The sequence below is a fragment of the Janthinobacterium sp. JF4 genome, from assembly GCF_059617925.1.
Genome location: NZ_JCAQAV010000002.1, coordinates 263,107 through 277,443, shown reverse-complemented (window position 1 = coordinate 277,443; position 14,337 = coordinate 263,107). Strand labels below are relative to the sequence as shown.

General features: G+C 63.5%; 10 protein-coding genes. 6 read left to right on the top strand and 4 right to left on the bottom strand.

The window, feature by feature from the left end; genetic code table 11:
- The first annotated feature begins 136 nt into the window (after positions 1-136).
- The 5 genes from AC54AF_RS03040 to kefC all read left to right on the top strand — a co-directional run bounded on the left by AC54AF_RS03040 (position 137) and on the right by kefC (position 8,490).
- On the top strand, positions 137-2,860 hold the full coding sequence (locus tag AC54AF_RS03040; protein WP_496635267.1) for a TonB-dependent receptor plug domain-containing protein: 2,724 nt from the start codon (positions 137-139) through the stop codon (positions 2,858-2,860).
- Between the two features lie 125 nt (positions 2,861-2,985).
- The gene (locus AC54AF_RS03035) at positions 2,986-4,761 is read left to right on the top strand and encodes a M14 family metallopeptidase (protein ID WP_496635265.1); all 1,776 of its coding nucleotides are present in this window, start codon (positions 2,986-2,988) and stop codon (positions 4,759-4,761) included.
- A 123-nt stretch (positions 4,762-4,884) separates the two neighbouring features.
- On the top strand, positions 4,885-6,018 hold the full coding sequence (locus AC54AF_RS03030; RefSeq protein ID WP_496635440.1) for an MGDG synthase family glycosyltransferase: 1,134 nt from the start codon (positions 4,885-4,887) through the stop codon (positions 6,016-6,018).
- Positions 6,019-6,028: 10 nt separating this feature from the next.
- The gene (locus tag AC54AF_RS03025) at positions 6,029-6,601 is read left to right on the top strand and encodes a dual specificity protein phosphatase family protein (protein WP_496635263.1); all 573 of its coding nucleotides are present in this window, start codon (positions 6,029-6,031) and stop codon (positions 6,599-6,601) included.
- 62 nt (positions 6,602-6,663) lie between these two features.
- The gene (gene kefC / locus AC54AF_RS03020; RefSeq protein WP_496635261.1) at positions 6,664-8,490 is read left to right on the top strand and encodes a glutathione-regulated potassium-efflux system protein KefC; all 1,827 of its coding nucleotides are present in this window, start codon (positions 6,664-6,666) and stop codon (positions 8,488-8,490) included.
- Between the two features lie 43 nt (positions 8,491-8,533).
- Here kefC and pepF read toward each other — a convergent pair whose 3' ends face one another.
- The 4 genes from pepF to AC54AF_RS03000 all read right to left on the bottom strand — a co-directional run bounded on the left by pepF (position 8,534) and on the right by AC54AF_RS03000 (position 12,950).
- Positions 8,534-10,411, bottom strand: coding sequence for an oligoendopeptidase F (pepF, locus tag AC54AF_RS03015; RefSeq protein WP_496635259.1), 1,878 nt, complete (start codon positions 10,409-10,411; stop codon positions 8,534-8,536).
- Positions 10,412-10,584: 173 nt separating this feature from the next.
- The gene (ttcA, locus tag AC54AF_RS03010) at positions 10,585-11,547 is read right to left on the bottom strand and encodes a tRNA 2-thiocytidine(32) synthetase TtcA (RefSeq protein ID WP_496635439.1); all 963 of its coding nucleotides are present in this window, start codon (positions 11,545-11,547) and stop codon (positions 10,585-10,587) included.
- 5 nt (positions 11,548-11,552) lie between these two features.
- Complete coding sequence (locus AC54AF_RS03005) at positions 11,553-11,951, bottom strand: dihydroneopterin aldolase (RefSeq protein WP_046682033.1); 399 nt, start codon at positions 11,949-11,951, stop codon at positions 11,553-11,555.
- A 213-nt stretch (positions 11,952-12,164) separates the two neighbouring features.
- Positions 12,165-12,950, bottom strand: a complete 786-nt coding sequence (locus AC54AF_RS03000) for an SDR family oxidoreductase (protein ID WP_496635257.1) — start codon at positions 12,948-12,950, stop codon at positions 12,165-12,167.
- Between the two features lie 102 nt (positions 12,951-13,052).
- Between AC54AF_RS03000 and AC54AF_RS02995 the strand changes: the two genes are divergently transcribed.
- Positions 13,053-14,204 (top strand): class I SAM-dependent methyltransferase, encoded by a 1,152-nt coding sequence (locus AC54AF_RS02995; RefSeq protein WP_496635255.1) that lies wholly within the window; start codon positions 13,053-13,055, stop codon positions 14,202-14,204.
- Positions 14,205-14,337: the final 133 nt, after the last annotated feature.

Genomic DNA, 14,337 nt, shown 5'->3' with positions numbered 1-14,337 from the left:
AGGGTGCCTGGCATTTTCCTGCTCAAGAATATTTCTATATAACAATTTTGATATATAGAAAGATGAATCCATTCGTTCTGTAATTGCTGGCATCTTGATATCTTTCGCCTTCTCCCTAACCTTGAGAAGCGCAAAGATGCCTATACAATTCAAGTTACCACCTCTCACTGTAGCCGTATTGGCCATCCTGGGCGGTTCCGCATGGCAGGCGCACGCGCAAACGCAAGCGCCCGCAGCGGATCAGCAGCCGGCGTCCACCCCGCCAGCCGTCGTGGTCACCGGTTCGCGCATTCCCCGCGCCAGCCTGGAAGGCCCGTCTTCCGTCACCATCCTGACGGGCGATGAAATCACCAAACAAGGGTACAAGAACGTCTTCGATGCGCTGACCAACCAGGTGCAGAACAGCGGCTTTACGCAAGGCGAGGATTACGGCAATACCTTCACGCCGTCGGCCAATACCATCAGCTTGCGCGGCCTGGGCCCGAACCACACCTTGATCCTGCTGAACGGCCGCCGCCTGGCCGACTTTCCCGTCGCCTACGAAGGCACGGTCAACTTCACCAACCTGGCGAACATCCCGTCGAGCATCGTCGACCGTATCGAGATACTCAACGGCGGCGCCTCGGCCATTTATGGTTCCGACGCGATCGCCGGCGTGGTCAATGTGATCCTGAAAAAACAGACGGAAGGCGTCGATATCAACGTCAAGCTGGGCGGTACCTCGCGTGGCGGCGCCGGCAACCAGCGCGTGCAGCTGACGGGCGGCGGCAATTTCGACAAGCTGCATACCCTGTTCAGCGTGGAGCTGAGCCAGCGCGATCCGCTGTCGAGCCTGCAGCGCGACTTCATGGCCACCCGTTCGGGCGCGCCGACGAATATTGCGTCGCGCCGCGTGGTACAGGCTGGCACCTCCGGCAGCTATGTGGACCTGGGCGACACCTGCGGCCAGTTCGGCGACATGTTTGGCGGCAGCGTCGTCAAGTACCAGGCGAAGAACGGCAGCTATTGCGCCAGCCCGAAAGTCGGCCCCACCTACTGGACCACGCAAACCAAGAACCGCAGCCAGAACGTGTTTGGCAGCGCCAACTATGAGCTGTCGCCGGAAACGACCCTGTTCGCCGACTTCCTGATCGGCAAGAACTCGACGGAGAACAATACGCGCGGCCCGACGTGGACGTCGTCGTCGACGGGCAGCAGCTATTTCCGCAACCAGAATACGAATCGCTATGAAGCGTGGACGCGCTATATCTCGCCCGAGGAAATGGGCGGCGTGGAGCGCTACAACCGCAAGTGGGACGACCTGGCCACGGCCATTTCGCTGGGCGCCAAGGGCCGCATTCCCGGCACGTCATCCTGGCAGTATGAGGCGAACTACAACGCCTCGGTGTACAAGAGCGAAAGCCACACGCCGCGCGCGCTGGCCAATATCGACAGCTTCTTCCTTGGGCCGAAACTGGGCACCGACGCTGCCGGCGTGCCGATCTACGCACCGGATCCGGCCCGCTTGTCGCGCCGCGTGACGGCGGCCGAATTCGACAGCATCACGGGCAATTCCGACAGCGATGACAAGGCCTGGACGAATACCCTGAGCCTGGCCACGAATGGCGACCTGTTCCAGCTGCCCGCTGGCGCGGCGAAGATCGCCACCATCGCCGAAGTGGGCAAGCAGGGCTTCAGCAATGTGCCCGATGCGCGCCTGAACGACGGTTATTTCAACGTCGCCACCAAATCCGATATCACGGCCGGCACGCGTACCCGCTATGCGCTGGGGGCGGAAGTGAACCTGCCGCTGCATGAAAAGCTGACCGGTACCCTGGCCGGCCGTTACGACCGCTACAGCTTTGCCGGCCGCCATGAGGGCAAGTTCACCTACAACGGCGGCCTGGAACTGCGTCCCGCGCCTGAGCTGCTGTTCCGCGCCAACTACGCTACCAGCTTCCGCGCGCCAGACATGAACTATATCTACAAGGCGCGCGGCACCGGTTACTACTCGAGCACCACCGATTACTATCGCTGCGGCGCTGCCGGTCAAAGTATCGACAAGTGTGAATTTGCAAACAAGTCGCCGGGCGCTGATTACGTGCAGAATGGCAGCCGCGATCTGCAGTCGGAAAAAGGCAAGTCGTTCGGCGTCGGCGCCGTCTGGTCGCCGAGTGCCAATTTCGATGTCTCGCTCGACTACTGGAACATCAAGATCGATGACCTGGTGACGAACCTGAGCGCCGACAAGATCCTGCGCGACGAAGCCGATTGCCGCCTGGGCAAGCTCGACATCAATTCGCCTACCTGCGCCGATACCCTGGGCCGCGTTGAGCGTTTCGCGGCCAATGCCCTGAACCGCGCCGGCGAGATCAAGACCATCACCGTCAACCCGATCAACGCGGCCAAGCAGAGCAGCAGCGGCATCGACGTCAGCGTGAAGTATTTGCTGCGCACGGCGGACTATGGCCGCTTTGCCTTCAAGGCCAATTACGCCAAGGTGCTGAGCAATAAATCGCAGCAATTTTCCGGCGACGAAGAGATCGACGAGCTCAAATCGCTGAACAATTCGGATTGGCGCGACAAGTTGAACCTGAGCGTCAACTGGGCTGCGGGCGACTGGTCGAACACCTTGCTGGTCAGCCGCTACAGCAAGATCCCGAACGGCGCCGGTACCGGCTACCTGACGCCGACGGCACTGGCCAATATCAGCACCGTGTACCGCATCAGCGACCGCGCCACCTTGTCGCTGATCGTCAACAACGTGTTCGACAAGATCAAGCGCGACGACAGCGGCGGCTGGCCGTACTATCCGGTCGGCAGCTACAGCCCGCAAGGCCGCCAGGGATGGGTCGAATTCAACTATCATTTCGGTTCATAATTCACGCTTGCCAGAGCCAGGCCGGAGCAGCGGATGCTGTTCCGGCTTTTTTATTTTTCGGCGCCTTCTTATCCGACGGCCACTCTATAATTGCCCGCTTGTCCTCTCTCGATGGAATTTGACCCATGCTACGCCACGCCTTGCTGTCCGCCGCCCTGTTTACCGTGTTTGCCGCCAGCGCGCACGCCGCTCCCGCCCTGACGACGGTGGCCGAGCGCTCGGGCTTTTTGAATACGGGCCGCTATGCGGAAGTGGAAGCCTTGTGCCGCCAGTTCCAGGCGCGCTATCCGAAGCAGGTGCGCTGCGTGGAATTTGGCCGCACGCCGGAAAACCGCCCCATGCTGGCGCTGGCCGTTTCCAACACGGGCGCGCTGACGCCGGCCGAGGCGGCGCGCCGCAAGCTGCCCGTGCTGCTGGTGCAGGGCGGCATCCATGCGGGCGAGATCGATGGCAAGGATGCGGGCTTCCTGGCCCTGCGCGAAGTCCTGGAAGGCAAGGCGGCGCCCGGCGCGCTGGACAAGCAGGTGCTGCTGTTCGTCCCCGTCTTCAATGTCGATGGCCATGAGCGCTTCGGCCAGTGGAACCGGCCGAACCAGCGCGGACCCGTGGAAATGGGCTGGCGCAGCACGGCGCAAAACTATAATCTGAACCGCGAATACATGAAGGCCGATACGCCCGAGATGCAGCACATGCTGGCGCTGGTGAACGCCTGGGATCCGCTGGCCTATGTCGACCTGCACGTCACCGATGGCGCCCAGTTCGAACCCGATATCTCGATCCAGGTCGAACCCGTGCATGCGGGCGACGCGGCCCTGCGCGTGGCCGGCACGGCCTTGCGCGATCAGGTCCTGGCCGACCTGGCCAGGCAGGGCTCGGACCCGAAGCCGTTCTACATTTCGTTTGCCGAGAACGACAATCCGCAATCGGGCTTTGTCGATTCGGCACCGAACCCGCGCTTCTCGCATGGATATTTCCTGTTGCGCAATCGCTTCGGCATGCTGGTAGAAACCCATTCGTGGAAGGATTACCCGACCCGCGTGCGCATCACCCGCAACACCATCGTCTCGCTGCTGTCGCAAGTGGCCCAGCATGGCGCGCAGTGGCGGCAAACGGCGCTCGAGGCGGACGCGCGCGCCGCCAAGCTGGCCGGCAGCACCTTGCCGCTCACGTATAAAACCACCGAGAAGAGCCGCATGATCGCCTTTCGCGGCTACGCCTACACGCGCACGCCGTCCGAAGTGTCGGGCGCGCTGATGACGCGCTACGATGAAACCACGCCGCAGATCTGGAACGTGCCCCTGCGCGACGAGATCGTGCCCGACCTGCAGCAGGCCGCGCCGCAGGCCGGCTACCTGGTGCCCGCCGCGCAGGCGCAGATGGTGGCGGCCAAACTGCGCCAGCATGGCGTGTCCTACCAGGTGCTCGCTGCCGCGCAGGGCAAGCTGCCGGTCGAAACCTTCCGCGCCACGACGGTGAAATTTGGCGCGCAGTCGTTCGAAGGACGCCAGACGGCGGCCGTGCAGGGCGAGTGGCAGAAAGAGGAGCGCGTGGTCGCCGCAGGCGCGCTGTACGTGCCCGTCAACCAGGCCAAGGCGCGCCTGGTCGTGGCCCTGCTCGAGCCGCGCGCGCCCGATTCCCTGCTGGCCTGGGGCAGTTTCAATACGGCCTTCGAGCGCAAGGAGTACATGGAAGAATATGTGGCCGAAGACGTGGCGCGCGCGCAGCTGGCGGCCGACCCTGCGCTGGCGGCGCAGTTCCACCAGAAGCTGGCCAGCGATCCCGCGTTCGCCAGTAACCCGGCCGCGCGCCTGGAGTTCTTCGCCCGCCGCCACGCTTCCTGGGATGAGCGCCTGAACCTGTATCCGGTGCTGCGCACGGATATCGCGCCGGTGCAGAAATAGGGAAAGCCGCGCCGCCTTGTGAAATGGCAATGTGCGCGGCGCGGAAAATGCTATTGTGCCTGCTTTCCAGGTCAGAAATTCCCGTGGAGCGCCAGCGCATGCCCCAGCAAACACCGAAAAAAAATTCTTCTCCTGAGCGTCTCGGCCGGCGCCGGCCACCTGCGCGCGGCGCAAGCCATCGCGGCGTATGCGGCGCGCGATGACGGTGCCGGGCCCGCGGCACTGGCCCTGCATCTCGATGTGATGGATTTCGTCACGCCTGCATTTCGCAAGCTGTACACGGATTTGTATATCAAGCTGGTCAACAAGGCGCCCGCGCTGTGGGGCTACCTGTATCACGCCACCCACGATGCGCCGCGCGACAGCTCGATGCAGCGCCTGCGCCGCGCCGTCGAGCGCCTCAATACGCGCGCGCTGATGGCGCGGATCGCCGCCTTTCAGCCCGACGCCATCATCTGCACGCATTTCCTGCCGGCCGAACTGCTGTCGCGCGCGCTGCGCCAGCGGCAGCTGGCCTGCCCCGTATGGGTGCAAGTCACGGATTTCGACCTGCACCGCATGTGGGTGCACGAACAGATGCAGGGCTATTTCGCCGCCACCGACGAAGTGGCGTTCCGCATGCGCCACGAAGGCATCCCCGCCGACCGCATCCACGTGACGGGCATTCCCATCATGCCCGCCTTCGCGCAGGCGCCCGATCGGGCACACAGCGCGCAGGCATTCGGCCTCGATCCGCAGCGCACGACGATCTTGCTGATGGGCGGCGGGGCGGGACTGGGCAGCCTTGAAACGGTCGCCGCGCGCCTGCTGGCGCTGCCAGGCGACTTCCAGCTGATCGTGCTGGCGGGGAAAAACGCCGCCGCGCTGGCGGCGCTGCAGGCATTGGCCGGCCGGTATCCGGGCCGCCTGCTGGCGCAAGGCTTTACCGGCGAAGTCGAGCGCCTGATGGCGTGCGCCGACCTGGTGATCACCAAGCCGGGCGGGCTGACCACCTCGGAATGCCTGGCCCTGGGCTTGCCCATGATCGTCAACTCGCCAATCCCCGGGCAGGAAGAGCGCAATGCCGACTATCTGCTGGAGCAGGGCGTGGCCCTGAAGGCATTCGATGCCGTCACCCTCGAATACCGCGTGCGCCTGTTGCTCGATCATCCTGAGCAGTTGCAATCCATGCGCGCAAAAGCGCTGGCGCTGGGCCGCCCGCGCGCCGCCCTGGACGTGCTGGCGCAGGTGCTGCGCGCTGGCGCCGTTCTTCAATAACAAGGAAGCCATGATGTTGCATGCAGTACTCTTGACCCTCGCCCTGGGGCTGGCTGCCGCGCCTGCCGGGGCACAATCATCGCCGCCACGCCATCCGGACTGGGCGACGCCGCTGCCGCAGGTGTCCAACCTGCACCAGGTCACGCCCGTCCTGTACCGCAGCGCCATGCTCGATAGTGCCGACGTGGCCCAGCTGCAGGCGCTGGGCGTGAAGACCGTGATCAGCCTGCGCTCCTTCCACGCCGATACGCAGGTGCTGGAAGGCAGCGGCATTCGCGCCGTCCGCATTCCCATCAATACCTGGGCCATCGGCGACCGGCATGTGATAGCGACCATGCGTGCCATCCGCGCCGCCGGGCAGCAGGGTCCGGTGCTGCTGCATTGCCTGCATGGCGCCGACCGCACGGGCATGATGGCCGCCATGTACCGCATGCTGTATCAGGGCTGGCCGCGCGAGAAGGCGATCGACGAGCTGAAAAATGGCGGTTACGGCTACCACGCCGTGTGGAAAAACATCGAACGCTATCTGTCGCGCGTGAATGTCGACGAACTACGCGCGCGCATCGACTCTCCGCAGCCTTGACCCCCGCCGGTGCGCCACTTCAGGCATGATTGCGATTCCAATCACGTTTTTCCGGAATCCGCATGGAACACCACAGCTTTCTCATCAACATACTGTTTTACCTGGTGGCCGCCATCATCATGGTGCCGCTGGCCAAGCGCCTGGGCATGGGCGCCGTGCTGGGCTATCTGGTGGCCGGCGTCGTCATCGGTCCCTGGGGCCTGGGCCTGATCAAGAATGTCGAGGTGATCCTCAGCTTCTCCGAATTCGGCGTGGTGCTGCTGCTGTTCCTGATCGGCCTGGAGCTTGAACCCAAACGCTTGTGGCTGCTGCGCCGCCCGATTTTCGGCTGGGGCGGGGCGCAGGTGGGTGTCGTCAGCGCGGGGCTGTGCGCCGTGGCCATGGCCTTCGGCGTGGACTGGCGCACGGCGCTGGTCGGTGCACTGGGGTTGTCGCTGTCGTCGACGGCCATCGTGCTGGCCACCCTGGGCGAACGCAAGCTGATGGCTACGCCGGCCGGTTCCGCCGGCTTTTCGATTTTGCTGTTCCAGGATATCGCCGCCATACCCATGATCGCGCTGGTACCGCTCTTGGGCGGCCTGGTCACGCATAGCGGAGAGCCGGGCTGGCTGCGCGTGGCCAAGCTGGCCGCCGTGCTGGCCGCCCTGGTGATCGGCGGACGCTTTCTGGTGAACCCCATCCTGCGCTTCATCGCCAAAACGGATTTGCGCGAAATCTTCACGGCCTTCGCCCTGCTGCTGGTGATCGCCATCTGCGTGCTGATGGAATCGGTGGGCCTGTCGATGGCGCTGGGCACCTTCATGGCGGGCGTGCTGCTGGCCGACTCCGAATACCGCCATGAGCTCATTTCCGACCTGGAGCCGTTCAAGGGCCTGTTATTGGGGCTGTTCTTCATTGCCGTGGGCATGTCCGTCGATTTCGGCGTGCTGCGCGCCCAGCCGATGCTGATCCTGGCCCTGGTGGCCGGCCTGCTGGCGGTGAAAATCGCCTTGCTGTACGGGCTGTCGAAGTTTGTCGACATTCCCCGCGGCCAGCAGCTGTTCTTCGCGCTGCTGCTGTCGCAGGGCGGCGAATTCGCCTTCGTCGTGTTTGCTGCCGCCGAGGCCGCGCATGTGTTCGCGCCGCAGACGGCCGCGCTGCTGGTCGTGGTGGTGACCCTGTCGATGGTGGCCACGCCCTTGCTGCTGCTGGCGCACGACAAATTCGTCGCGCCGCGCCTGCAAGGCGACAAGAAGCGCCGTCCTGACGACCCTATCGAGGCGCAGGACAACCCCATCGTCATCGCCGGTTTCGGCCGTTTCGGCCAGATCATTGGCCGCCTGCTGGCGGCCAATAAAATCGGCGTGACGGTGCTCGACCACGATCCGGACCAGATCGAGTTGCTGCGCAAGTTCGGCTTCAAGGTGTTTTATGGCGACGCCACGCGCGTGGACCTGCTGGTGGCGGCCGGCATCGAAAAGGCCAGGGCGCTGGTGATCGCCATCGACAACGTGGATGACAGCCTGGCCCTGGTCGACGCCGTGCGCCTGCGCCTGCCCCAACTGACGATTCTGGCGCGCGCGCGCAACGTCACGCATTACTATGAATTGATGAAGCGGGGCGTGACCCTGATCGAGCGCGAAACGTTCGCCGCGGCCTTGCTGCTGGGCGAGCAGACCTTGCAGCAGGTGGGTTTCAGCGCGGAGCGCGCGCAGCGCGCGGCCGGCATCTTTGGCCGGCATAACCTCAAGACCCTGCTGGAAGTGGCGCCGCACTTCCAGGACCAGCAAAAAGTCATGTCGCTCACGCGCCAGGCGCGCGAGGAGCTGGAAGACATGTTCGAGAGCGATGCGGCGGCGTTTGCGGCGGCAGGAGCGGAAACTCCGGGGTCAGACCCTCAACACCGCTAACACAGAGGCTTGCGCTAACAATAGAGGGGGTCTGACCCCAGCATTATCTCCCCCGCTTCGCTTCAATCGCCTCGATCTGGTCCATGATGCCGTTCATGCGCGCCGCCAGCGCCTGGTACGGTTTCGGTGACGCCAGGTCGACGCCGGCCGCCTTCACCAGATCGTACGGATAGGCCGAACCGCCGGAACTGAGCATCTTCAGGTAGGCGGCCAGCGCGCCCGGTTCCTTGTCGAGGATGCGCTGCGCGAAATCCTGCGCCGCCGCGATCGAGGTGGCGTACTGGAACACATAGAAGCCGTGATAAAAATGCGGCACGTACGCCCATTCCAGCGCGTAGGCGGGATCGATGGTCATGACGCCCTGTGCTTCGCCGTGGTAGCGCTTCAGGATATCGGCATAGATGGCCGTCATCTGCTCGCCCGTCAGCGATTCGCCTTGATCCACCTTGGCGTGGATGGCCGCCTCGAATTCGGCAAACATGGCCTGGCGGAAGAAGGTACCGCGCAGGTTTTCCAGCGCCGCGCCCAGGTACAGCAGGCGCTCGTCGTCGTCCCTGGCCTGCTTCAGGCGCGCGTCGAGCAGCAGCGCCTCGTTCGTCGTCGAGGCGATTTCCGCCACAAAGATGCTGTACGGCGCATAGATCGACGGCTGCGCCTTGTTGGCCAGCACCGAGTGCATGGCGTGGCCCCATTCGTGCGTCAGGGTGCTGACGGCTTCGTAATTGTCCGTGTAGTTGAGCAGCACGAATGGATGCACGTCATACGCATCGCCATTCATGTAAGCGCCCGCCGCCTTGCGCGGGCGCGGGTACACATCCATCCAGCGCGCGTCCACGGCGGCAGTCAGCGCCTTGACGTAGTCGGGGCCCAGCGGCGCGACGGAGGCCAGCATCATCTGCTTGCCCTCGGCCAGGGGGAAGGTGCGCTCGCTTTTCAGCAGCGGCGCATAGATGTCGTAATACGCCAGGTCCTTCACGCCCAGCATGCGCGCGCGCAGCTTGAAGTAGCGGTGCAGGGTGGGCAGGTTGGCATTGGTTTGCGCGATCAGGGTCTGGTAGACGGCCGGCGGCAGGTTGTCGGCGTCCAGCGCGGCGCTTTGCGAGTCGGCATAGCGGCGCACCTTCGCATACGCGGCGTCCGTCTTCAGCTGGCCGTACAGGGTTTCGCCGAACGTGCGTTCATACTCTTTCCACTTGCCGAAGAAGGCGTCGAACACCAGCTTGCGATCAGCGCGCTTGTCGTCGCCGCGGTATTTGGTATACGCCGCCTGGTCGAGCCGTACTTGCGTGCCATCCGATAATGTGACGGTCGGCCACGGGATTTCCGCATTGGCCAGGGTGCGGTAGACGCTGGCGGCCGAGCTTGTTGCCAGGCCGAACTGCGCCACCAGCTGTTCGCCAGCCGCGTCGAGCGTGTGCGGCGCGCTGCGCAGCATGTTGCTCAATTGAAAACGGTACAGCTGCAAACCCTGGTCTTTGGCCAGCATGGCATCGATGCGCTTGCCGCCCAGGGCGAGGATTTCCGGCTGCAAAAAGGTGCTCGCCTGGGTGAAGTCGTTGCCCAGCAGGGCGGCGCGCTGGTTCAGCTGGTTGCCCTTGCTGTCGCCCGTATCCTGGTCGTAATACTGCGCCGCATAGGTGCTGAGCGTGTTGACGCGCTTGCGCGCCTCCGCGTACAGGTCGAGGCAGCTTTTCAGGCGGGCCGGCGACGCGCCTAGTTGCCCCTTGCAGGCGCCCAGTTGCCGCAACTGGGACGACAGCTTTTTCGCGTCGGCGCCGAAGGCGGCGTCGCTGGCATATAGCGCCGTCAGGTCCCAGCGGTCGGCTTGCCGGTCGACCGGCGTGGGGGCGGCAAAGGCGGTGGAGAGGCTGAGGGCCAGCAGGGAGAACAGCAGGGGGCGCTTGAGCGTGGATGGCGTCATGGTTCATTCCAGTGAGTTTGTCGGAAGAATGCTTGCTGACTGCCGGGCAGGAATGCGCGCGTGACACATCGCGTACCGGCAGAGCTGACTACGGTACATCAAATGCACGCACGGGGAAAGAGGCAGGGGAAGATGCTGCGCCACCGGGAAGGTGGCGGCGAAACAACAGGAGCTTACAGCGGCTGCAACGGAATGGTGCCAAACGTCGTCGGCGTCGAGCATGGCTCTTCGTCAAAGGCGATGTCGCCCATGGGGCTGGCCACGCCGTCGGCCTTCAAATCCTTGAAGCCGAACAGTTTCGGGTCCATCAAATGCGATGGCGCCACGTTCGACAGGGCCGAGAAGATGCTTTCCACGCGGCCGGGGAATTTCTTGTCCCATTCGCGCATCAAGCCCTTGATCTGCTTGCGCTGCAGGTTTTCCTGCGAACCGCACAGGTCGCATGGGATGATGGGGAAGCCCTTGACTTCCGCATAGCGCTGCGTGTCTTCTTCCTTCACATACGCCATCGGGCGGATGACGATGTGCTTGCCGTCGTCCGACTGCAACTTGGCCGGCATGCCCTTTAATTTTCCACCGAAGAACATATTCAGGAAGAAGGTTTCCAGGATGTCATCGCGGTGGTGGCCCAGGGCGATCTTGTTGGCGCCCAGCTCGTCGGCCACGCGGTACAAAATGCCGCGGCGCAGGCGCGAGCACAGCGAGCAGGTGGTCTTGCCTTCGGGGATCAGGCGCTTGACGATGCTGTAGGTATCCTGGTTTTCGATGTGGAAGGCCACGCCCAGTTCCGTCAGGTAGGCGGGCAGGATTTCCGGCGGGAAGTTCGGCTGCTTCTGGTCCAGGTTGACGGCGACGATGTCGAAGTGGATCGGCGCGCGTTCGCGCAAGGTCATCAGGATATCCAGCAGCGCGTAGCTATCCTTGCCGCCCGACAGGCACACCATCACCTTGTCGCCGTCTTCGATCATGTTGAAGTCGCCGATGGCTTGCCCCACCAGGCGGCACAAGCGCTTGTGCAGCTTGTTGTTTTCCAGGGCGATCTTTTCCGCCTTCTTGCGCGCCAGTTTCTGCGCTTCCACATTGGCCGGGAATTCCACGGCCGTCGTCGTCGTTTCCATCACTGCGCTATTGCTCATGTTGCTCATGCTTCATCCTTGATCTTGAATACTTCCACGCCCACGCCTTCGCAGTCGGGATACACGTCCGGTTTCATGCTCGACACGCGCGCGGCGCGCACGCGCGGGTGCGCCAGCATGGCCGCGAGCACGTCGTCGACCAGGCTTTCCTGCAGCTGCACATGGCCTTGCGCCATGCGTTTGGCGATGGTTTCGCGCATGAAGTCATAGTCGACCACTTCTTCCAGCTGGTCATCCTTCGGTGTCGACAGGGCCAGGGGAATGTACAGGTCGACGTTGATGAGGACGCGCTGCTCGCCCTTTTTCTCGAAGTCGTAGACGCCGATGTTGATGAGGACTTCGTAATTGCGCAGGAACAGGCGGCGGCAATCGGCCAGGCGAGGGTGAGACAGGGCGGACGACATAGTTTTACCTTTTAGGGGATGCTGGAATGCTGGTTGTTTGCTAAGTAACCCCCAATAAATTATTGTGATTTCTGACTTCCATAACCGGCGCTCTGCGGCGTTGCCCGCTGCTAGCAGTGCTCGCACTGCGTCGCAGCGGGCGCCTTGCATAGCATCCGGTTCTGTTCGTCATAAATTCACAATAATTTCCTGAGGATTACTTAGGACTGCTGATTATTTGGTTAAAAACATGACGTCGCGCGGCAAGCCGATCAAATGCTGGCCGCCATCGACCAGCAGGGTCGTGCCCGTCAGCGCGCGCGCGCCGGCCACGTAACAGACGCTGTCGGCCACATCCTCGGGCGTGCTGGAGCGGCCCAGCGGCGTGTTCTCATGCGCCTTGGCAAAGTTCGCTTCCGTCTGCTCGCCGGAGACCATGGTGATGCCGGGGGCAATGCCCACCACGCGCACTTTCGGCGCCAGCGCCTGGGCCAGCATGGTGGTCGCCGACAGCAGCGCCGCCTTGGACAGGGTGTACGACAAAAAATCAGGATTGAGATTGTACAGTTTTTGGTCCAGCAAGTTGATGACCACGGCTTGCCCGTCTGCCGGGGTGGCCTGGTACAGCGCTTGCGCCAGCAGGATGGGGGCGGCCAGGTTGGCGTGCATGTGGGCGTCCAGGGCGGCGAAGGAAAAATCGCCCGCATTGTCGTATGCAAACAACGATGCGTTGTTGACCACGCAAGTGACGGGCCCCAGCGCCGCCTGCGCCTGCGGCAGCAGCTGGCGCACGGCGTCTTCCTGCGCCAGGTCGCAGGGGAACGCTTGCGCGCGGCGGCCCAGCGCGGCGATTTCGGCCACGAGGCTGAGCGCTTCCTCGCGCGAGTCGCGGTAGTGGACGGCGATATCCCAGCCGTCGCGCGCCAGGCCCAGCGCGATGGCGCGGCCGATGCGGCGCGCGGCGCCCGTGACGAGGGCGACGCGGGGAGTGCTGTGTGGCAGTGTCGATGCTGGAGTCATGTCTATATTTGCTGTGCTTGTGTGTGAAGTGCGCCTGGCCGCCATGGCCGATACTCAGGCTGATACTGGCGCCGTGGCCCGCCGATTCGCTACAATGCGGGTATGTCTCTTCCCGCACCCGATAGCGACGCGCTGGCCGCGTCCCATGCCTTGCAGCACCAGATTGCCGCCGAAATCGCGCGCAATGACGGCGCCATTCCCTTTGTCCGCTTCATGGAGCTGGCGCTGTATGCGCCTGACCTCGGCTATTACAGCGGCGGTGCCGCCAAGCTGGGGAAAGATGGCGATTTTACAACCGCGCCGGAGATATCTCCCCTGTTCGGCGCCACGCTGGCCCATGTGGCAGCCGCTATTATGGCGCAAACGGCCCCGCGCATCCTCGAATTCGGCGCCGGCACGGGCAAGCTGGCCTTTGATATCCTGACGGAAGCGGCGAAGGCCGGCATCCCTGTGGAACAGTACGCGATCGTCGAATTGTCCGGCGAATTGCGCGCGCGCCAGGAGCTGGCGCTGGCTGGCTTCCCGCAAGTGGTGTGGCTCGACGGCTTCCCCGACAGTTTCGAGGGCGCCGTATTCGGCAATGAAGTGCTCGACGCCATGCCCGTCAACCTGATCAGCAAGACGCCCGCCGGCTGGTGCGAACTCGACGTCAGCATCGCCGACGGCCAGTTCGTGTTTGTCGAACGCCCGGCCGGCGCCGACGTGGCCGCGCAGATCGCCGCCCAGGTGCCGGACGCCGATGCCTTGCCGGTCGGCTATGTCACGGAAATTCATGGCGTGGCCTGCGGCTTCATGCGTTCGCTGGCGCGCATGCTGACCAATGGCAGGGGCGGCGCGGCTGTGCTGTTCGATTACGGTTTCCCTGCACACGAGTATTACCTGGACTTGCGCGCCACGGGCACCCTGATGTGCCATTACCGCCACCATGCCCACGCGGAACCGTTTTATCTGCCCGGCTTGCAGGACATCACGGCCCATGTCGATTTCACGGCCATGGCGGTGGCGGCGCAGGATGCGGGTCTCGATGTGCTCGCCTACATGAACCAGGCGTCCTTCCTGCTGGGCTCCGGCCTCGGCGACTTGCTGTTGCGCACTGATCCCGAGCAGGTCAAAACGTATTTGCCGCAAGCGAGCGCCGTGCAAAAGCTGGTGTCGCCCGCCGAGATGGGGGAATTGTTCAAGGTGCTGGTAGTGGGGCACCGCGTGGCATTGCCGGAAGTCCTGTTGTCCAGTGACCGCAGTCACCGCCTGTAAGCGCCTGCAATATCAAGGCAGGGCAGTGTCGCCCTGCAATTTCCTGTCCGCCGGTGGTTATTATCTTGTCATATCGTATATGATGACCGACACAGCACGGTTCCATCCTGCAAGAACCCGTCGCCGCGCACCG

Excerpts from the sequence above, each read along its gene's own strand:
- AC54AF_RS03040 (WP_496635267.1), top strand. The coding sequence starts at position 137 with ATGCCTATACAATTCAAGTTACCACCTCTCACTGTAGCCGTATTGGCC.
- AC54AF_RS03035 (WP_496635265.1), top strand. The coding sequence starts at position 2,986 with ATGCTACGCCACGCCTTGCTGTCCGCCGCCCTGTTTACCGTGTTTGCC.
- AC54AF_RS03025 (WP_496635263.1), top strand. The coding sequence starts at position 6,029 with ATGATGTTGCATGCAGTACTCTTGACCCTCGCCCTGGGGCTGGCTGCC.
- kefC (WP_496635261.1), top strand. The coding sequence starts at position 6,664 with ATGGAACACCACAGCTTTCTCATCAACATACTGTTTTACCTGGTGGCC.
- pepF (WP_496635259.1), bottom strand. The coding sequence starts at position 10,411 with ATGACGCCATCCACGCTCAAGCGCCCCCTGCTGTTCTCCCTGCTGGCC.
- ttcA (WP_496635439.1), bottom strand. The coding sequence starts at position 11,547 with ATGAGCAATAGCGCAGTGATGGAAACGACGACGACGGCCGTGGAATTC.
- AC54AF_RS03005 (WP_046682033.1), bottom strand. The coding sequence starts at position 11,951 with ATGTCGTCCGCCCTGTCTCACCCTCGCCTGGCCGATTGCCGCCGCCTG.
- AC54AF_RS03000 (WP_496635257.1), bottom strand. The coding sequence starts at position 12,950 with ATGACTCCAGCATCGACACTGCCACACAGCACTCCCCGCGTCGCCCTC.
- AC54AF_RS02995 (WP_496635255.1), top strand. The coding sequence starts at position 13,053 with ATGTCTCTTCCCGCACCCGATAGCGACGCGCTGGCCGCGTCCCATGCC.